This is a genomic window from Streptomyces sp. NPDC002536 (assembly GCF_053594995.1).
Genome location: NZ_JBSFWU010000070.1, coordinates 22,544 through 41,726 on the forward strand (window position 1 = coordinate 22,544; position 19,183 = coordinate 41,726).

Below are 19,183 nucleotides of genomic sequence, written 5' to 3' on the forward strand. Positions count from 1 at the left end.
ATCAGCACTGTGCCGGAGCCGACCGTAGCGCCGTTCCCGACCACTGATGGAGCGCATGCACCAGGTACTGCATCTGCAAGCGGAAGTTGCATCGAAGATGCATCACAGCGGCGTCGCTCGTGCGAACGCATGGGACCTACGGTCAGTGGCCTGCCCGACCATCCGAACGACACCGGGAGCTCGCATGCGCTCGAGGACGAACAGCACAACCGCCGCCGCTGACAGCCAGGCCATGTCAGGAGCCTCCTCCCCTCTCAATCTCCCGATCGGCAGCGTGGCACGCGATACCGTCCGGGACAGGGTGGGACGGGTGATGGGCAGGGAGGGGCCGAACTATCAGTTGCGCCCCCTCAACGGCGGACGCGAATGGGAAGTGGCTCCAGGCGAGATCGAGCTCGCTCAGCCTTTCGGAAGCGTACGCGGAGGGTGTAACTGATGCGCCTGCTCGCCTACATGGTCGAGAACGGAGACCTGGTGATCGGCCTCGGAGATCCGCTCCGAGTAACTGCCATCCGCACCGAACGGCAGCCCGATGGCCGTGATGACGTCGTCATGGAGTTCGAGGACGGCCAGCCGCTGCGGCTCGACGCCGAGGACACGGTCAGCGTCCGGCGCAGCCATCGACAGACGCCTGCCGACCCGCCCCGCGGCTAGGGCGTGTCCGATGGGCCAGTGCGGGCCCCGCGGCGTCCGGTGTTGGAGGAGTATCGTCCCGGAACAACCGCCTCCGGCAGCGGAAACCCTCGGTCCTGCGTCCGAAAATTCAGGGTTTCCGCTGTCGGAGTCGCTCACATCCCAGAACGGGAAGCCCGTCAGCACATGGTGCCTGGCGCAGGACACGATAGCGGCCTCCTTCGCCAAGTGCCGTGCCTGGCGCTCGGGTACCTCCCAGCGCTGGCCGGGGGAGCATCACGGGGCCCGTGCCGACCCGCCAGACACCGCCTAGCCCAGCAACAACCCCCGGTCCCACCCCGTCACCGGCGCCGCATCCGTCGCGAAGGTCTGGAGGGCCAGGGCCGTGCCCGCCGCGCCCGTCAGGAAGCCCGCCGGGGCGCTGGTGATGTTGCCGTCCGGGGCCGGCGGGATCAGGCCGAACGGGGCCTCGGGCGCCGCCAGTTCCAGGATGCGGTCGGCCAGCCAGGGCAGCGCCGCGCGCAAGGTCGCGTCGCCGGTGTCGTTCGCCATGCGCCACGTGGCCTGGAGCAGGCCGCTCCAGCCGTGGCACAGCCCCGCGTCCTCCAAGCGGCCGGCGGCCCGGGTCTCGTGGGCTCGCCCTGCGTCCGCCAGCGCAGCCCGTAAGGCGGTCACGGCCATGTCGCGCCACTCGGGGACGTCCAGCGCGCGTCCCGCCAGGTACAGGGCCCGCGCGATGCCGGCTGTGCCGTAGCACCACGACGGCCTGCCCGGTGTCGTGTCCTTGGCGACGACGGCACCGTCCTCGCCGAGGACCATGGTGCGGGGCCACCACGGGCCGTCGGCGGCGAACTGCCGGACGGACAGCAGCCATTCGGCCATGCCGCGGATGGCCTCGTCCTGCCCGGCCACGGTCACCCCCGCCTCCCTCGCCAGGGCGAGCAGGGCCAGCGGGCCGGGGATGCCGTGGGCCAGGCCCACGTTGGCGTGGCCGGTCTCCGGGGTCGCCGGGGCGAGGCCCGTGCGGAGTTGTGCGGTCCACCAGCCGGGCAGGACGTGGCCGTCGAGGTGCAGCGGCCCGGTCAGTCCGGTGAGCGCGGTCAGGACCTCGGTGAGCGCGTCCGGCCGGCCGGGGTCGTCGAGGAGGTGGGCGCCGAGGCCCGCCAGGCCGGAGATGGCGTCGTAGGTGCCGATGGTCACGCACACGCCGTCCTGCGGGCGGCGGCGCCGTTCCCAGGCGGCGAGGGCACGGGCGAACGTGCGGACCTGGTCGGCGAGTCGGTCGGCGGCCTTGAGGGGGCGGCCGGCGATCAGGGCGGCCCGGGTCAGGGCGAACGACAGGGCGGGGACGCCCCGGTAGAGGCCCGGGGTGTCGTGAGGGGCGGTGCGGGCGCGGGTGACGGCCTCGCTCAGCCAGCGGTGGGCGGTGCGCTGGGCGTCCGCGTCGCCGCCGGCGCCGAGTTCGAGGTGGAGCAGGGCGATGCCCGGCAGGCCGTCGCTCAGGGTCAGGGCGTGCGCGGAGTCCGGCGGTTCCGGCAGTTGCTCGCGGACCCTGTCGGGGTCTGTGAGACGTCGGGCGATGTCCGCACACAGGGCGGCTGCCGCGCGCTGTTGTCGGTTCACGTTCGTGTCCGCTCCCGGTCGATGTGGGCGCGAACTGCCGTACGCGCCAGGGCGAGCGACTCCTCCTCGGCCCTGCGCACCGTGCCCGCCAGGCGGTTGTGGTGCATGTGCAGCAGTGCCGCGACGGCCGTCCCCTCGCTGCCCCACGCCGCGGCGCCGAGCCCGCGCAGCCGTGCACCGTAGGCGGCGACGGCGGGTCCGCGGCGGTCCCAGATGCGCAGCAGTCCGGCTCCGCCGGGGAGGCGGCCGAGTTCGCCCCAGTCGCCGTCGGGGTCGATGATCCGGCGGGCCTCGCGCCGGAGGGGCACGGGGGCGGCGCGGTGTCCCTCGGGACCTTCGCCGTCGAGAAGTCGGAGAGCTGCCTTCCGGCCGTCGCCCGCCTCGGCGTGGAAGCGGTGTACGAGGTCCACGTAGTTCGCTGCCGCCAGGACGCGCGGGTCCAGGGTCAGGGTGCCGGCGCGGGTGAGAGCCAGCTGTTCCAGGCAGGCGCGGCTGTCGGCCTCGAAGGCCGCCTCGGCGGCGGCCATGGCCTCGGGTCCGCCGTACCTCTCCCACTCGGGCTCGTAGCCGTCGATGACCATGCGACCGCACAGGCCCTGCCGTCGGAGCTCCTGGTGCCACTCCCCCAGCCGCGGCAGCAGACCGGTGCCGTGGAAGCGGAGTCGCAGGTGCGGCGCGGGGTCGCGGTAGCGGAGGAAGAACCACCGGTCGATGCCCTCGGGCAACCGCTCCAGCAGTTCCAGCAACTCCGGCAACTGCCGGGCGAGCAAGATGTCCTGGCGCTCCGGGGAGCAGTAGAGCTTGGCGTACAGCCACGACGATCCGGGGCCGTGCACGGTGCGCGGGCGGGCCGGGCCGAAGGCCGGGGGCACGGTGGTACCGGCGGTGGTCCGTACGAGCGGGAAGGCGATCTCGGTGGCCCGGCCCCCGGCCCAGCCGTTGCCGTAGGCGCCCCCGGCGGGCGGCTCCTGGAGGTACGCGCCCGGGCGGCGCTGCCATTCGTGGCGCAGGAGTTCCCGCTGTGCGGGGTCGTCCAGGTCGAGGGGGATGCGGTGGTCGGCGAACACGGAGGCGACGTGCCGGGGCACTCCCGCCCTCGTCCGCCAGCGGGTGAAGCGCCGCTGCCATTCCCCGGGTCCGGTGGCGGGGTCGTACAGGGCGGGGTCGGCGGGGCGCCAGCGGGCCGCGGCCAGGACCGTCCGGCCGTAGCGGACGCGCGGGAGGCAGGGCAGGGCGTCCGCGGCGCCCCAGTCCCAGCCGGGCCACGCGCCGTCCCCGCTGCGGGCGATCTCCTCCAGGAAGCGGGCGAGGTCGGGGGCGTTGCCGCGGGGCAGGAGCATGCTGGGCAGGGTGGGGACGATCTCGCGGCCCAGGGTGACCGACACGAGCGCGAGCCGCCGGGGGTCGGCGACGACCGCGAGGTCGGCGAGGGCGAGGGTGTGCGGCGCGGACCGGTCGGCGAACGCGGAGACGCTGATGGTGTGGTCGAGCCACTGCGGGACGGTGGAGACGTTCGCGGCCTTGCCCGTACGGGTGCGGAAGGTCAACTGGGCGCGTATCGCCTGCGGGTTGCGGGTGGGGACGGAGCGTACGACGGCGCCGATGTCCTCGGCGGCGTCGCCGAGGAGGTGGCCGAACCGTCCGGCGACCGCTCCCGCGACCGGGGACACGCCGCCGACGACCAGGCGGAAGTCCCCGGCCGCCATGGCGTCGACGGAGTCGGCCAGCAGTTCGGCGAGGAGGTCGAAGGACGGGGGCGGCCCGGGGTCGGGGTCCGTGGCGGCGGAGGTGCCGGCCGCGCTCAGGGCGGTCAGCAGCGTGTCGTCCAGGACGAGTTCGTGCTCGCCCGCCATCGTCGTCTCCTGGGCCAGGGCGAGCAGCAGCCGGTCGCGCGCGTCCGTGCCTCCGGCGTGGGCGGGACCCGTCGCCGGCCCCGGACCGTAGCCGGCCGGGAGGCCCAGGCCCCGCTCGGGATCGAGGAGTTCGAGCAGGGGAACGGCCCGGTCGGCGCCGTACCGCTCCAGGAAGTCCGCGTGGAAGGCGCGCAGGTGGTGGGGCCCGGGGCGGCCGGCGGCCAGCGCGGCCAGCGTCCGCCCGGCGCTCTCGGCTTCGGCCCGTACCGACTCGGGCAGGCCGACCTGTGCGTCCAGGGCGAGGTCCACCTGCACCGTGCGCTCGCCCGGCTGGAGCCGCTGCATGCGTGCGGTCGCGGCGGTCAGTTCCGCCCGGCCCTGTCCCGGGGGCAGGGCCGCGTAGCCGGTCAGGGCGCTCCGGATTGCGGTGAGTTCGGCGACGATGCGGCGGCTGTCGGTGGACAGTGCGTCCTCGTGGCCGGCGAGCAGACCGAGGACGTGGTCGAGCGGGTCGGTGCCGTCCAGCGGCGGGCGGAGCTCCGTGAGCAGCATGCCGCGGCGGACGAGTTCGGCGAGCATCCGCTCCACCGCCGCCGCGGGTGCGTCGGGGTAGGTGTCACGCAGCAGGGCCGGCAACTCGGCCCAGGCCAGCGGAACGGCGGTGAGTTCGACGGTGCGGCGTACGGCCTCGGTGTGGCGCACCGTCACTTCCTGGAGGGGCTGTCCCTGCTCCGCCCCGGGGACGAAGGGCAGGACGAGCCGGTCGCCGCGGACCGTGCACAGGTCGTTCGCGGTGACGCGGAGCCGGGCGAGTACGGCAGGGTCGCGTTCCAGGCGGTCGACGACGCCGGACACCCAGCCCATGTCCGCCCGTACGTGCTTGGTGTGGCCGTCGCCCCAGCGGGCGCCGGGGCCGGGCGCGAAGCCGGCGGCGCTCACGCCCGCCAGCAGGCCGAAGGGGGTGGCCCGGCCGCTCATCCGCAGCCGGTAGCGCGTCACTGCGCGGGCGGCACGGCGGATCTCCTTGGCGCGCAGGGTCCGGCGGCCCTCGGCCACGGCGTCGAGGACGGCCGAGAGGGAGGGACTGGAGAGGGCGACCGCCTCCCGCAAGAGGGCGTCGGCTGCGGCCTGTTCGAGAACGGCTAAGGGGTGTCCGGCGGGTTCCGGCCCCGGCGGCCGCACCGCCGCCCGGAGCAGGACGAGGTCGGCGCAGCCGAACGCCGCGGGAGCGGGGTCCGTGCTCCTGCCGTCGCCGCCGGGTCTTTCCTGATGCACCGTCAACGCCCTTTCCTCCACCTACGGTCCGATCCGGCGCCGGCGGGTTCGGGGCCCCGCCGGCGCCGCGGTCATCGACTAACAGATGCAGCCCGTCTCCGGGTTGCAGATGCGACCGGTGATCGGACCGCCGTGCGTGATGAAGCCGAGGGCGTCCGCCGCGCCCGTCTCCTCGAAGGAGGGAACGGCGATTTCTTCCACATCCAGCTCAAACAGGTTTTCCATGGGAACTCCTCCTGTTGCCGATGGGCCGGTCCGCTCGACCGGCCGGCTGTGGACGGGACCCTAGAGGTGTTCCGAACAATCATTCAATAGCCGTGCAATTCCCTGATAAGTGCCCTAGTTCCGCCTCCGCGCCTCTTGCCGGAATGTTCAACAGTCCATACACTCCCCGCGGTTTCCGCGCAGTTGCACGCCCCTCACGGGGCGGGTGCGGCGACCGGCGAGCACTCCTCCTGGTGCTCGCTGGGGATGACGCCGCAGATGGTCACCGTGTCCGGCGGCGCCTCGGAGGTGACGGACAGCATGCGGGTGTAGGTGTCCGTCCCCACCCTGATCCGGGCCTCCTCGTTCCGGCCCCGCTTGTCCTTGATCTCGACGCTGTCGCCGACGGTCCCGTTCTCGATGCGCCCCCAGACCGCGTGGCAGGCTGCGCTGTACCGCAGTTGGATCTGAAGCCCGCGCAGCCAGGTCTGACGGACGGTCTGGCCGTCCCAGTGGCAGTCCATGGCCTGCGGTTCGTGAGAGAGGCACAGTTCGCCCGTGCACCCGACCTTGACGGCACCGACGGCCGGGGCAGGCGCCGCCGTGGTGTGCCGCCCGGCCTCGCCGTCCGCGAGGACGAGCGTGACGACGCTGCCGGCCGCAGCGCCCAGCGCGACGTACCCCAGAGCCGTCAGGCGACGACGCCAAGGGACCGGCAGGCGCGGCCGGTTCGCCGGAATCCGCCCTTCCGGGCAAGGCGTCGGGGCGGACTCCGTCGTGGCGCGTTCCCAGAGTTCCCGCAGCACGGCGGGGTCCTCTCCCGCAACGGTGGCGAGCTGTTCGACGGCGACCTCGGTCGGCAGCTGCTTGCCGTTGAGGAACCGTTCCCAGGACGAGCTGCTGTAGTTGGTCCTGGCGGCGAGACGCCCGTAGCTGAGATTCGAGGCCGACTTGATCCGCCGCATCTCCGCCAGGAGCCGGTCCCGCGGGGACGGGCACTCACCCGTGGTCCGTCTCCTGCTCGTGGTCCGCTCTGCACCGCGCATGCGGCACACCCCCCTTGCCTCGTTCCCTGTCGTAGTTCTGATGGAGCGTCATGAGTATGCAACGGGTGTCCTGGGAGGCCCAGGGATGCCCGGGGATGTCCCGGAGACGCATGGGATACGGGAAACCCCCTTTTGCGGGGCTAGCGTTCGGTGACCTTCCACCGGAAAGGAACCGTTCGCATGAATTCCGTACCCGTCAAGCGCCGCACGCGACTTGCCTCCGTCCTCACCGGCGCCGTGGCCGCCGCCGCACTCTCCGTCGCCGCCTCCCCCGCATTCGCCGAGGGCGACCCCACGGGCGAGTCGACCTACAACAACAACCTGACGGTGCTGTCGATGGAGAAGTGCGCGGAGCATTCGGAGGACTTCCGCTTCCGCTTCTACTACCACTCCGACTACAAGGGCGCGTGGGTGAACGTGGGTCACCCCATCTACGACCTCAAGGCCATCGGCCAGGGCGACGGCAGCTACCCCGCCCTGTATTTCTGCGGCGGCACCGGTGACGGGGCGGGGCAGCAGGTCGCCAACAACGCCGCCTCCGCCTACAACTGGTTCAACGCCTACTGCGGAACCGTTTACTACAACCACGGTTACCGCGGCGCCCAGGACGACATCTTCAGCCGCAGCGGCGCCAACCTGACCAACACCAAGAACAACGACCGGTCCGTCAACTTCCGCCCCTGCTGGTGACGGGCATCCCACATCCCTGTCAACGCCGCGGGGGTGCGGGCCGGTTGTCCGCCGCCGTCCCGACCGCGTCCCAGGGCCGTCCAAGGGCCACTCGGGACACCGGAAACCGCTGGTCACGCGGTTAGCGTGCGGTGAGCTCCGCTCCCGAGAGGAACCACGCCCATGAACAAGCGCTTCGCCACCGCCATCGCCGGCGTGGTGGCCGCCGCAACGCTCTCCGTCGCCGCTCCCGCGTACGCCGAAGGGGACCCGACAGACGTGGTGGACACGAACGGCGACGACACCATCATGTCGCCCGACAGATGCGACGGACATCAGGACCGGTTCCGCTTCGCCTTCTATTACCACTCCGACTACAAGGGTGCGTCGGTATTCGTCGGCCACCCCATTTACGACCTGAAGTCCATCAGCGTCGGCGCCGGAAACACCTATCCGCCACTGCGGTACTGCGAGGGCACCGGTGACGGCGCCGGGCAGCAGGTCGCCAACAATGCGGCCTCCGCCTACAACTGGTTCGAGGGCTACTGCGCAACCGTCTACTACAACCAGGGCTACCGGGGCGCGCAGGACGACATCTCCAGCCGCAGCGGCGCCAACCTGACAGGCACGAACAACAACAACCGCTCCATCAACTTCCGGCATTGCTGGTAAGAGCAGTCAGAAAGGAAACCCTGGTGAACTCCACGGTCGTCAGGCGTCGCGGACGCCTCGCCGCCGCCCTCGCCGGCGCAATGGCCGCCACCGCGTTGTCCCTTGCCGCCCCCGCATACGCCGAGGGGGATCCGACCTCCGAAGTGGACTCGAACGGTGCCTCCACCATCCAGTCTCCGGACCGGTGTGCGCAGTACTCGGACGAATTCCGTTTCCGCTTCTTCTATCACGCTGATTACAAGGGCGCTTGGGTGAACGTGGGCCATCCCGTCTACGACCTCAAGTCCGTCGACTTCGGTGTGGGAAACAGCCACCCGGCGCTCACCTTCTGCGACGGCACGGGCGACGGTGGCGGCCAGCAGGTCGCGAACAACTCGGCCTCCGCCTACAACTGGTACGACGGGTACTGCGCGAACGTCTACTACAGCGCCGGGTACCGGGGCCCCCGCGACATCGTCCCCGCCCGCAACGGCGGCAACTTGAACCAGACCAAGAACAACAACCGGTCCGTCAACTTCTCCCGCTGCTGGTAACCGACGCATGCGACGTGTCCACCGAAACGCCCGTCGGGCAGGGGCCGTTCCGGCCCTCCTCGCCCTCGCCGTCGCCCTCGCGGGGTGTGCGCAGGGAAGGGCCGCCACACAGGCGCAGTCCGTCCCCTCTCCTCGTGCCGGTGCTGCTTCCGATCCCGCCTCCTGGACCCTGCCGATGCTCGCGTACCGGCCGACCAAGGAGCAGGACAAGAGCATCGCCACCGCCGAGACCAGACTGGTCCGGCAGTGCATGAAGGGGCTCGGGATCGACTGGCAGCCCGAGCCCGAACTGCCGCAGATCGGGCCCAGGAACCTCCTCGACTGGCGTTACGGCATCCACGACCCGGAGCTCACCGCGAAGCGCGGCTACCAGCCCGACGCCGCGCAGCAGGCCCGCTACGACGCCGCCGTACACGCCCAGACCGCCAGGCCCTCCCCGTCCGTCGACACCCAGGTCGCCCTGGGCGGCACGGACATGCCGTCCGATCTGGTGGACCGGGCGAGCCCCGAGGTCAGGAACGGCACGCTGGGGGGCCGGAAGCTGCCGCCCGGCGGCTGCTTCGGCGAAGCCCGGCGGACCCTGGGCAGCGCGACCCACGGCGTCTCGCCCCTCGTGCAGAAGCTGACCAATGCGTCGTACGGGGAGTCGCAGAACGATCCACGGGTGAAGGACGTGTTCGCCAAGTGGTCCGCCTGCATGCGGGCGAAGGGCATGACGTACGCGGCGCCCATGGACGCCAACGACGACCCGCGCTTCCGGCCGGACCCCAAGGGGGTTTCTCCGCTGGAGATTTCGACAGCGCTTGCCGATCTCGCCTGCCGGGACGCCCATCGGGTTGCCGAGGTGTGGCACGACGCGGAGGTGCGGGTGCAGTGGCGGTATGTGCGGGAGAACCAGGCCGCCCTGGCGGGCGATCGGCGGGCGCTCGATGACGTTGTCCGTGCGGCGGGTCGGGTCAACTCCCGTAGCTAGCGCCGTTGTCGAGTGCGGGTCGGTTGTGGTTGCTCGCGCAGTTCCTCGCGCCCCTGACGGGGCGCCGTACCCCCTCATCAATAACATCGGAGATCATCCTTGAGACCTCGCAGAAGAGCACGGGTCCCCGTGGTCGCTGCAGCAGCCCTGGCCACGCTTGCCGGGCTGTTGCAGGGCGCTGCGGCGCAGGCCGCCCCGACCCCTGCCCCGGCGCCCGCGCCTGCCGCGCCCGACACCGTCGCTCCCGCACAACGGGCCGACGTCCTCGGCAAGGACTGGAAGAAGTCGGCCGACCGCGCATGGACGACGGCCGGGGACGCGACCGGCTTCCACGTGCTGGTCGCCGATGCCAGTGCCGGCTACACCTGGCGCACGGCGGCGACGCTGTCGGAGCCGGGCCTGGAGACCGACCAGTGGATCGGCAACGCCTGTGTGACCGGCTCGGGCAAGCGGGCCGTGGTGGTCTACGCCCCGAGGGCGTTCACCAACCGCGACTACCTCTTCGACCGCGGCGCTTTCACGGCGGTCGTGGACCTGGAGTCGGGGAAGGTGACCAAGCTGCCGGTCAACGCGAGCCTGGCCTACTTCGACCCCGGCTGCGGCGCGGGCGAGACGGCAGTGGTCACGCAGGCCAGTGCCGACGGCACGAGCGAGCAGACCCAGTTGCAGACCGTCGACGCCGCTGCCGGAAAGGTCGTCTCCACGGGGACGGTCGACGGCCAGGCCACGTCCGCGGTCCCGGTCGGCAAGGACGTCATAGCCGCCGCCGGGCCGCACCTGATCAAGGTCGGCCCGGCCGGGAAGGCGGACGTGGTGGCCACCACGCACGGCACCGCCACGCGGCTGCGCCCCGACGCCGACGGCAACGTCGCCTTCCTGGAGCCCGCCAAGGGCGGCAAGGTCGGCGTCCGGCAGCTCCGGGGCCGCACCGTCAAGACCCTGACCGAGGGCAGCATGGGCCAGGTCGGCCTGGCGCAGGGGGCGGGCGGCAAGGTCTTCGTCACCGGCCGGACCACGGCGCACGCAGACCTGCCCCGGACCATGCACCGCATCACCGAGGCACCCGCCCAGGCGGAACTGTCGACGGACGGCAAGCTGGCCATCGGCCAGGCCGTCCCGCAGCACCTCGCGGACAAGGTGGCCTCCCCGCTGCAGCGGGCCGCGAGCCGGGCCGCCGAGCCTGTCGCGATCAAGGCGACGGTCACGGACACCGAGAAGCCCCTGGCCTTCACCGTCGCCACCCGGCAGACCCCGGCCCAGGCCGACACCGGAGGAAAGCCCTCGCCGCTGCTCCCGTTCATCGCGGGCGGGAAGAGCACCGTCAAGAAGGCACTCGCGGCGTCCGGGGCCCGGCCCGCGGCCACGGGCGACCCGTCCACCGACCCGGTGGACGACGACCGTTACTGCTCGGTGCCGCGCAACGACGTGAACACGCAGGTCTACCAGCCGCACCCCGGCCAGGTGGAGTGGGCGGCCGACATGGCCGTCCGGGGACTGCTGACCTCCGACCACATCAGCCGGCCCTCGAACTGGCACAACTCGGGCCTGCCGGCCTGGTCGCCGCAGGGCATGTTCCCGCCGCACGGTCTCGTCACCGGCGGCCGGATACCGGCACAGGTCATGCTGGGGATCCTGACCCAGGAGTCCAACCTGTGGCAGGCGAGCTCGCACGCCGAGCCGGGTGAATACGGCAACCCGCTGATCGGCAACTTCTACGGCACCAACATCTACGAGGGCACGACGGGTTACGACCCCAAGCGCGTCTGGAAGGTCAACTGGGAGAAGGCCGACTGCGGTTACGGCATCGGTCAGGCCACCGACGGCATGCGCATCGCCGGGCACCCCAAGGAGCACGAGGTGCTCCTGCCCCCGGACCAGCAGCGGGCCGTCGCCGTGGACTACGCCACCGGCATCGCCTACTCGGTGCGGATCCTCCAGGACAAGTGGAACGAGCTGCACACCGCCGGCACGCAGATCAAGCTCAACGACGACGACCCGGCCCATCCGGAGAACTGGTTCGCCGCCGTCTGGAACTACAACGCGGGCCTCAATGCGCGGGGCAGCAACCCTGACATGCCGGACGCCTGGGGGCTGGGGTGGGCCAACAACCCCGCCAACCCCAAGTACCCTGCCGACCGCAACCCGTTCCTCGACAACAACCACTACGCGGATGCCGCGCACCCGCAGAACTGGTCGTACGAGGAGAAGGTGATGGGCTGGGGCGCGTATCCCATCGACGCCGGTCGCTCGTACGACGACAACGGCAACGTCAACAAGGGCAACACGCACGGCTTCTCGGCCGCCTGGTGGCGGACGCCCTCGTTCCGTTCGTTCGCGATCAAGCCGCCGCTCGGCACGTTCTGCGACAGCAGCAACGGCTGCGACCCGGCCGGTCCCCCGGTGTGCCACACCGTCGCCTGCTACAACACCCACTGGTTCCACCACGACGCCACCTGGCAGAACTGCGGCGCCGCGCCGAACCCCATGGACCCCTCGTCCCAGGGTCACGAGTGCGGCAACGAGTACCTGACCTACAAGACGGTCCGCGGCGAGCCGGGTGACGCGCATCCGAAGCTCGGCCCGTGCGACTCCGGTGCACTGCCCAACGGCACGGTTCTCGTCGACGACCTGCCCGACGGCGCGCCGCAGAACCGCTGCGCCTCCCGGAACGGGTCCGGCAACGGCTCCTTCTCCTGGGAGTTCCGCAAGGACGACGAGGGCCACTACGAGGCCAAGGAGGACCTCCACCAGATCGGCGGCGGCTTCGGCGGCCACTACTGGTTCTCCCACGCCCGGCAGCCCAACAACTGGGACAACTACCTGACGACCAGGGGCACCTGGACGCCCAGCCTGAGCGATCACGTGTACAAGGTGCAGGCGTTCATCCCCTCCCCCTCGCACACCACCAAGAGCGCCCACTACGAGATCACGACCAAGGACGGCAAGGTCCGCGAGCGGGTCGTCGACCAGTCCAGGGCCAACAACGACTGGCTGACCATCGGCTACTTCCAGCTGGGCTCCAACGCCAAGGTCTCCCTCTCCAACGTCACCGGCGACTCCACCTCCGGCGAGCTGGACGTGGCGTACGACGCGCTCGCGTTCGTGCCGGTGGAGGGGACGTACGAGCACCACGCCTTCGACGCGGCGGCGATCTTCGAGAGCAACCAGAACCTGGACACCGACACGCCCTGGCTGATGAAGACGCCCATGCGGACGCGTCGGACCATCTACGACTGGGCGCACTCGCGCACGGCCGGCGGCACGACCTTCGACGGCAGTGGAAGGCTGGTCGGCCTGTCCAACTTCCAGGTCTGCAACAGCGGTGCCTACAACGACCTCTGCCTCGGCGGCAATGTCTCCTCCGCCGTGAAGTCCTGGCAGGCCGACGTCGACGCGGCCGGGACCGACCCGAACAGTCACCCCTCCCAGGCCGACTGGCTGGGATTCGCGATTCCCGCGCCACCGGCGACGATCGATGCGCACACGTTCGACGACGACCGCTCCTACAAGATCAAGACGCATATCGACACGTCGTACGTCGTCGGCCCGGACGGCAGGATCATCCCGGGGTCCGAGGAAGTGGTGGACTCGGGCCGGACCGGCAACACCGAGATCGCCCCGTTCGCCCGCAACTTCATCCAGGCGACGGTCAAGGACTACGGCTCTCTCGGCGTCACCCTGCCCGACCTGTCGTTCGACGCCAAGGACGGCAACGTCACCGGTCAGACGACCCATGTGGCGAACCCGCTGGAGACGGGCATCACCCCCGGACAGGCCTACCGTTCGGGCCAGAAGCCGACCAGCATCGACTCCAGCGGTACGTGTGTGACGACCAAGTACGTGAGCGGCGGCAGCATCGGCTACCGCCCGCTCGACGAAGCGCCCAGCACCGACGCCAACATCGGCGCCTGGGTGAACAAGCTGAAGAGCCTGGCCGACCAGCGGTCCATCCCGGTCGAGGTGGCGGACACGGCAGGCGACATCTACAGCCTGTTCTTCCGCAAGCCTGCGCTCGACGGCGGTGGCAACCCCCAGGGCTCGCTGTTCAACATGGCGCCCCCGATCTGGCAGAACGTCAGCATGGCCTTCTGCGCGGGCGGAACCGTCAAGCCCACGGCTGCGGCGAACATCGACGACACCCCGTCGACGGGGCTCGTGTACCAGAGCTACATGCCCAACCTGTACCTCTACCTCGACGGCCACATGGTCGACGAGACCGGGAAGCCGACGAACGGTCCCGTGCAGCACGGTGACTTCAGGTCGTTCTCCAACATGCCGCTCGGCGACGACCACCACACCGGCTACGGGTCGTGCGGAACCGAGATCCGGGGCAACGGAGGAAATCCGTGGAGCCTCAAGGCGGTACCGTCCGGCTTCCCCGGCGGCACCCCCAACGTCCCGATGTTCTGCGACGACGGGAGCCACGCCGAGTGATTCCCGGCCCCGGCAGGATCCGCGCCCGCGGGCCCTGCCGGGGCCTTTCGCCGTTCCCGGAAGGGAGAATGCGGGCCATGGTGCGACGACCCGCTCCGCCGGGGCTGCTCCTGGCACTTCCGCCCCTGCTCTTTCCGCTCGCCGTGGCCCTGCCGTCCGGTCTGCCCGCCGGGCAGGCGGTCCTCGCCTCCACCATCGGCGTCTTCCCGGCCGCATTCTCCTGGTGGCTGGGAAACAGGATCCTTGCCCGGCACAACCGCCTGCGCCGTGCGGCGCTCACGGGGTGCATCTCGACATCCCTGTTCGGCTGCCTGATCGTGGGCTCCCTCTATTACGGATTCGTCCTCGCGATCCTCCTCGTCCTCGTCCTCGGAACCCTCGGCCTGTTCAGCCTCTGGGGCACCTGGGCCCTGGCCCGGGACAGGAAATGGGGAGCAGCAGTGGCCTCCTTCCCGCTGTGCCTGATCGCGGCCTTCGGGCTCCGCCTCTCCCCCGGAGGAGCGGCGGCGACCCTGGCGCACCTGGTCGGCTGGACGTTCCTGGCCGCCGCCCTCCTGTTGCACTCCCTGACGCTCTTCGTACGCCCCGTACCCAACAGCGCGCCCCCCGGGCGCAGTTGAACGCGCCGTCGCCGGGCCGGTTCCCTGGAACGCACTGAGCGGAACCGGCGCGGACCGGCGCGGAAGGGCGGCTCGTGGACATACGTGCGGTGGTTGTCGGCGGCGGGTACGCAGGGCTCGTCACGGCCCGGGTGCTGGCCGAGCGGTGTGCCCGAGTGACCGTCGTCGAACAGGACGGCCTGGGCCCGGATCCGGGTCACCGCAGAGGCACCCCGCAGAGCCGTCACCCCCATGCGCTGCTGGCCCGCGGCGCGCGCATCCTCGAAGAGCTCTTCCCCGGGCTGCAGGACGAACTGACCGACAGGGGCGCCCCCGTCTCCGACTTCGGGCGGTTCCCGATGCTGTACCCGACGGGCTGGTCGCCGCGGGTGCCGACCGGGATCGTCCTGCAGACCTTCAGCCGTCCGCTCCTCGAAGCCTGCATCCGCCGCCGCGTGCTGGAGGACCCGGCGGTGACCCTGCTCGACGGCACCCGGGTCACGGGACTCGCCCTCGACGCCCGCCGTGAACGGGTCGTCGGGGTACAGGCCGAGGGGCAGCGGCACGGGACGGTCGAAGCCGACCTCGTCGTCATCGCCGCCGGACGGCACTCCCGGCTGCCCGACTGGCTGACCGAGGCCGGGCTCGGCGCGCCCGAAGTCCGGCACGTCGACGGCAGGTTGTCGTACGTCTCCCGCATCTACGAGCGCGGCGCCTCCGCCGACCCCGCCTGGCAGGCCTCCCTGCAGGTCACCCTCGCGCCCGACGCCGACCGCGGCGGCGCCGTGGTCGCCATCGAGGACGGCCGCTGGCTCGTCTGCCTGCTGGGGGCCGACGGCCGGACGGCCCCCACCGACCCCGACGGCTTCGCCGCCTACGCGGCCGGCCTCGCGAACCCGTACGTCCACGAGATCACCGGGACCGCCGCACCGCTCGGCCCCGCCTACCGCTACGCCGGGCTCGGCAGCACATGGCACCGCTACGACCGGCTGCGCCCCCGGCCGGCCGGTCTCGTCGTGCTCGGCGACGCGCTCTGCTCGCTCAACCCGCTCTACGGGCACGGCATGACCGTCGCCGCCCTGCAGGCCGTCCTCCTCGGCCGGACGCTCGACGACACCACCGCGCTCCCCCGCGCCTGCCGCCGTTTCCAGCGGCGGGCGGGCCGGACGCTCGCCCTGCCCTGGCTCATGGCGGCGAGCCTGGACCTGGGCTGGCAGCCGGGACGCACCCCGCTCCCGGCCGCCCTCGCCCGCCGGCTCCTGCACCGGCTCCTGCGCCGCATCCCGGACGACCCGGACCTGTACCGGCGGTTTCTCGGCGTCCAGCACCTGACGGCGTCCCCCGCCACCCTCCTCGGCCCGGCCCTGCGGCCCGCCCGTGCCCGCACCGGGGGGACGGCGGCATGAAGGCCTTCCCTCCCGCCGGCCACCTCCTGTACCGGCTGCCCGCCTGCACCCCGGCCCCCGCCCGGATACGCGAACTCGACGACGCGGTCATGGCCTGGGCCGACGGCCCCGCCGCGCGCGACCGCCTGTCGGCCACGCTCGCCGGGGAGCTCATCGCCCGCGCCTACCCCGGCCTGCGCCAGGACCGGGCGGCCGACCTGGCCGGCTGGTTCGCCTGGCTCTTCCTCGTCGACGACCTCCACGACCCCGACGGGACGGCCGACGCCGGCGTCGCCTCGCGGCTGCTCGGCACGCTCGTCCTGGAACCCGGCCCCGCCCCCGACGGGCCGCCCCTCGTCCGGCACCTGGCCCACGTCTGGCAGCACATCGCCCGCGCCCAGAGCCGGTGGTGGCGCATGCGGTTCCTCACCCACACCATGCATTTCCTCACCGCATTCCGCTACGAGGCCCTGTACCGGCGGCACCGGCGCACCCCCGCACTCCGCGAGTACGTCCAACTGCGCCGCGCCTCCGGGTCCGTCACCGCCTGCCTCGACCTCCTCGAATTCGCCACCGGGAGGGAGGTTCCCCCGCTGCTGCACGAGACCGACCAGCTGCGCGGCATGTTCACCAGGGCCACCGACGTCGTGGTGTGGGTGAACGACGTGGTCTCGCTGGAGAAGGAACTGCACCTCCGCGAGAGCGTCAACGGAGTGCTCGTGCTGCAACGGCAGTTCGGGCTCACCCTGCAGGAGGCGGTGAACCGCGTCTACGCCAAAGTGGCCGCCGACGTCCACGCCTTCCACGCGCACGAGCGTGAACTGCAGCGCATGTGCAGCAGCTGGCCGGGGCTCACCGAGCGGGACCTGACGGCCCTGGCCTCGTTCACCGACGGCATGAGGGCATGGATGCGCGCCAACCTCGACTGGTCGGCGCACTGCGCACGTTACCGGCATCGGCAAGCAGCCCCGTGACCCCGCGACAGAAAGAAGCGTTATGAGCACCTTCACCACCGGCACCGCCCCCGGAGCGCTCCCCGGCCTCGGCCACATGTGGCCGCTGCTGCGCGACCCCACCGCCTTCCTCGCCTCCCTCCCGGCGCACGGCGACCTGGTGGAGATCGGGCTCGGCCGCGAACGGGCCTACGTGCCCTGCCATCCCGAGCTCCTGCGGCACGTCCTGACCGACGACCGCACCTTCGACAAGGGCGGCGCGTACTACGACCGGGCCCGGACCATGGCGGGCAACGGCGTGGCCACCTGCCCGCACCGGGACCACCGCAGGCAGCGGCGGCTCATGCAACCCGCGTTCCACCAGGACCAGTTGAAGGCGTACGCGGCGGTGATGGAGCACGAGACGGCCGAACTCACCGACTCCTGGGGGGACAGCGAGGTCATCGACGCGTACCCCGTGCTGTACGCCCTCGCACTGCGCACGGTGACCCGTACCCTCTTCGCCGCGCACGTGGACGAGGGCGTCGTCGGGGAGATCCGGCAGTCCTTCGAGACGGCCTTCAGCGGGTTCTTCCGGCAGATGTTCATGCCGCCGGCCGTGCGCCGCCTGCCGCTCCCCTCCAACCTCCGTCACCGGCGGGCGCTCCGGCACCTGCACGACACCGTCGAAGGGATCGTCGCCGCCTACCGGCGCGACGGAAAAGACCGCGGGGATCTGCTGTCCGTCCTCTTCGCGTCCCACAGGGAGAGCGGCGACAGCGGACTCACCGACGCCGAGATCCACGACCAGGTCGTGACCGTGCTGGCCGCCGGGACCGAGACCGTCGCCGCCACCCTCACCTGGGCGCTCCAACTCCTCGCCGGCCACCCGGAGCAGGAGCGGAAGCTCCAGGCCGAGGCCGATGCCGTTCTCGGCGGGCAGCCGGCCCGCTGGGACGACATCGCGCAACTCCCCTTCGCCGCACGCGTCGTCAATGAGACGGTCCGCCTCCATCCGCCCGGCTGGCTGTTCACCCGCGTCACCTCGACGGAAACGGAGCTCGCCGGGCGGCAGCTGCCCCCGGACACCACGATCGTCATCGCCCCCACCACCGTGCACCGCCGCACCGGGGCGTACGACCGTCCCCTGGACTTCGACCCGGACCGCTGGCTGGACGACCGGGCCGCCGCCCTGCCGCGCGGCGCCTTCCTCGGGTTCGGCGCAGGGGCGCGCAAATGCATCGGCGACGACTACGGCATGGCCGAGTGCGTGCTGGTGCTCGCCACGATCGCCGGCACCCGGACCGTGCGCAGCATGCCCGGCGCGGACACCCGTCCCGCACCCCTGTCGGCCTTCCACCGCCCGCGGCGGCTGCGACTGCGGCTGGACCGGCGGGTGGCTTAGCGCGGTGCGCCCCGTAAGGGGCGCGGGGCAGTGTCGATATGCGGCTCCGCCGCGTGGGCGCGATCAGCCACCGACGGCCTGCAGCCGACACACCACCCCGGGCCGCCGCCAGGCCTGTGGCACACTTCGCTCACCCAGAACCGGCCACGCCGCACAGGCGTCGTCCGCTGGGAAGCGCAGGACCGACACACGGGGGAGCATGCGGTGACCGGCACCGAGATCTACTTTGCCAGCAACTACCACGACATGTGCCATCAGTACGGCACCGAGGCGGGCTTCCAGTTCGAGTTCTACTGCTCGCGCTGCCAGGACACCTGGCGCTCGTCCTTCGAGCCCTACCGGGGCGGGCGGCTGGCCGGCTGGCTGAGCAAGGGGGTCGGGGCGGCATCCGGCCTGCTCGGGTCCGTGGTGAGCGAGGTGTCCACCGCCGCCGACGGGCTGGCGGGCTCCGGCTGGGGCAAGTCGCGCGACGCCGCGTTCCAGCGTGCCATCACCGGGGCCGAGGGACACTTCAACCGCTGCGCGCGCTGCGCCTCGTACGTGTGCGGGCGCTGCTGGAACACCGAGCAGGGGCTCTGCCTCCACTGCGCGCCCGACACCGCGGGCGAGATGATGGCGGCGCAGCAGCGCGGGCTCAACGACATGGTGTCGCAGCGCGCCTACGACGAAGGGCAGCGGCGCGGCCAGGAGTACGACGCGCAGACGCCCCGGCAGCTGGTGTGCCCGCAGTGCCGCACCGAGACGCAGGGCGGCCGGTTCTGCATGGGCTGCGGCCACGAACTGGCGCAGCAGTCGGCGTGCGCGGGGTGCCGGACGCCGCTGCCGGACGGCGCGGCGTTCTGCCCGGGGTGCGGGCAGCGGCGGTAGGGGCTGCCGCCCCTTTAGGGGGCGCCCCGTAAGGGGCGCGGGGAACTTCGAGATATGAATATCAAACTACTGAAAACCAA

The 19,183-nt window shown here is 71.7% G+C and carries 15 protein-coding genes; 11 read left to right on the forward strand and 4 right to left on the reverse strand.

The annotated features are described in order from the left end of the window. The first annotated feature begins 435 nt into the window (after window positions 1-435). The gene (locus ACWD4B_RS23850; RefSeq protein WP_451422649.1) at window positions 436-654 is read left to right on the forward strand and encodes a hypothetical protein; all 219 of its coding nucleotides are present in this window, start codon (window positions 436-438) and stop codon (window positions 652-654) included. A gap of 288 nt (window positions 655-942) precedes the next feature. Here ACWD4B_RS23850 and ACWD4B_RS23855 read toward each other — a convergent pair whose 3' ends face one another. From ACWD4B_RS23855 to ACWD4B_RS23870, 4 genes are all read right to left on the reverse strand, one after another. Further along, a complete protein-coding gene (locus ACWD4B_RS23855) occupies window positions 943-2,256 on the reverse strand; it encodes a lanthionine synthetase C family protein (protein ID WP_451422650.1) in 1,314 nt (437 codons plus the stop codon). Then, on the reverse strand, window positions 2,253-5,384 hold the full coding sequence (locus ACWD4B_RS23860; protein ID WP_451422663.1) for a lantibiotic dehydratase: 3,132 nt from the start codon (window positions 5,382-5,384) through the stop codon (window positions 2,253-2,255). The genes ACWD4B_RS23855 and ACWD4B_RS23860 overlap by 4 nt, the downstream gene beginning before the upstream one ends. A gap of 78 nt (window positions 5,385-5,462) precedes the next feature. Next, on the reverse strand, window positions 5,463-5,609 hold the full coding sequence (locus tag ACWD4B_RS23865; protein WP_336416494.1) for a hypothetical protein: 147 nt from the start codon (window positions 5,607-5,609) through the stop codon (window positions 5,463-5,465). A 194-nt stretch (window positions 5,610-5,803) separates the two neighbouring features. Beyond that, a complete protein-coding gene (locus tag ACWD4B_RS23870) occupies window positions 5,804-6,634 on the reverse strand; it encodes a helix-turn-helix domain-containing protein (protein ID WP_451422651.1) in 831 nt (276 codons plus the stop codon). Window positions 6,635-6,814: 180 nt separating this feature from the next. Here ACWD4B_RS23870 and ACWD4B_RS23875 point away from each other — a divergent pair, with 180 nt between their 5' ends. From ACWD4B_RS23875 to ACWD4B_RS23920, 10 genes are all read left to right on the forward strand, one after another. Continuing rightward, window positions 6,815-7,324 (forward strand): hypothetical protein, encoded by a 510-nt coding sequence (locus tag ACWD4B_RS23875; RefSeq protein WP_451422652.1) that lies wholly within the window; start codon window positions 6,815-6,817, stop codon window positions 7,322-7,324. A 162-nt stretch (window positions 7,325-7,486) separates the two neighbouring features. After that, window positions 7,487-7,975: a hypothetical protein gene (locus ACWD4B_RS23880; RefSeq protein WP_451422653.1), complete on the forward strand. Its 489-nt coding sequence runs from the start codon at window positions 7,487-7,489 to the stop codon at window positions 7,973-7,975. 23 nt (window positions 7,976-7,998) lie between these two features. Further along, the gene (locus ACWD4B_RS23885; protein ID WP_451422654.1) at window positions 7,999-8,508 is read left to right on the forward strand and encodes a hypothetical protein; all 510 of its coding nucleotides are present in this window, start codon (window positions 7,999-8,001) and stop codon (window positions 8,506-8,508) included. A gap of 7 nt (window positions 8,509-8,515) precedes the next feature. Further along, the gene (locus ACWD4B_RS23890; protein ID WP_451422655.1) at window positions 8,516-9,481 is read left to right on the forward strand and encodes a hypothetical protein; all 966 of its coding nucleotides are present in this window, start codon (window positions 8,516-8,518) and stop codon (window positions 9,479-9,481) included. 129 nt (window positions 9,482-9,610) lie between these two features. Next, window positions 9,611-13,915: a golvesin C-terminal-like domain-containing protein gene (locus tag ACWD4B_RS23895; protein ID WP_451422656.1), complete on the forward strand. Its 4,305-nt coding sequence runs from the start codon at window positions 9,611-9,613 to the stop codon at window positions 13,913-13,915. 77 nt (window positions 13,916-13,992) lie between these two features. Continuing rightward, on the forward strand, window positions 13,993-14,535 hold the full coding sequence (locus ACWD4B_RS23900; protein ID WP_451422657.1) for a hypothetical protein: 543 nt from the start codon (window positions 13,993-13,995) through the stop codon (window positions 14,533-14,535). A gap of 74 nt (window positions 14,536-14,609) precedes the next feature. Next, entirely contained in the window at window positions 14,610-15,920 is a 1,311-nt protein-coding gene (locus tag ACWD4B_RS23905) for an FAD-dependent oxidoreductase (RefSeq protein ID WP_451422658.1), read from the forward strand. Then, entirely contained in the window at window positions 15,917-16,873 is a 957-nt protein-coding gene (locus tag ACWD4B_RS23910) for a terpene synthase family protein (RefSeq protein WP_451422659.1), read from the forward strand. Before ACWD4B_RS23905 ends, ACWD4B_RS23910 begins: the two co-directional genes overlap by 4 nt. Before the next feature lie 22 nt (window positions 16,874-16,895). Continuing rightward, window positions 16,896-18,236, forward strand: a complete 1,341-nt coding sequence (locus ACWD4B_RS23915) for a cytochrome P450 (RefSeq protein WP_451422660.1) — start codon at window positions 16,896-16,898, stop codon at window positions 18,234-18,236. A 204-nt stretch (window positions 18,237-18,440) separates the two neighbouring features. Beyond that, on the forward strand, window positions 18,441-19,103 hold the full coding sequence (locus ACWD4B_RS23920) for a double zinc ribbon domain-containing protein (RefSeq protein WP_451422661.1): 663 nt from the start codon (window positions 18,441-18,443) through the stop codon (window positions 19,101-19,103). Window positions 19,104-19,183: the final 80 nt, after the last annotated feature.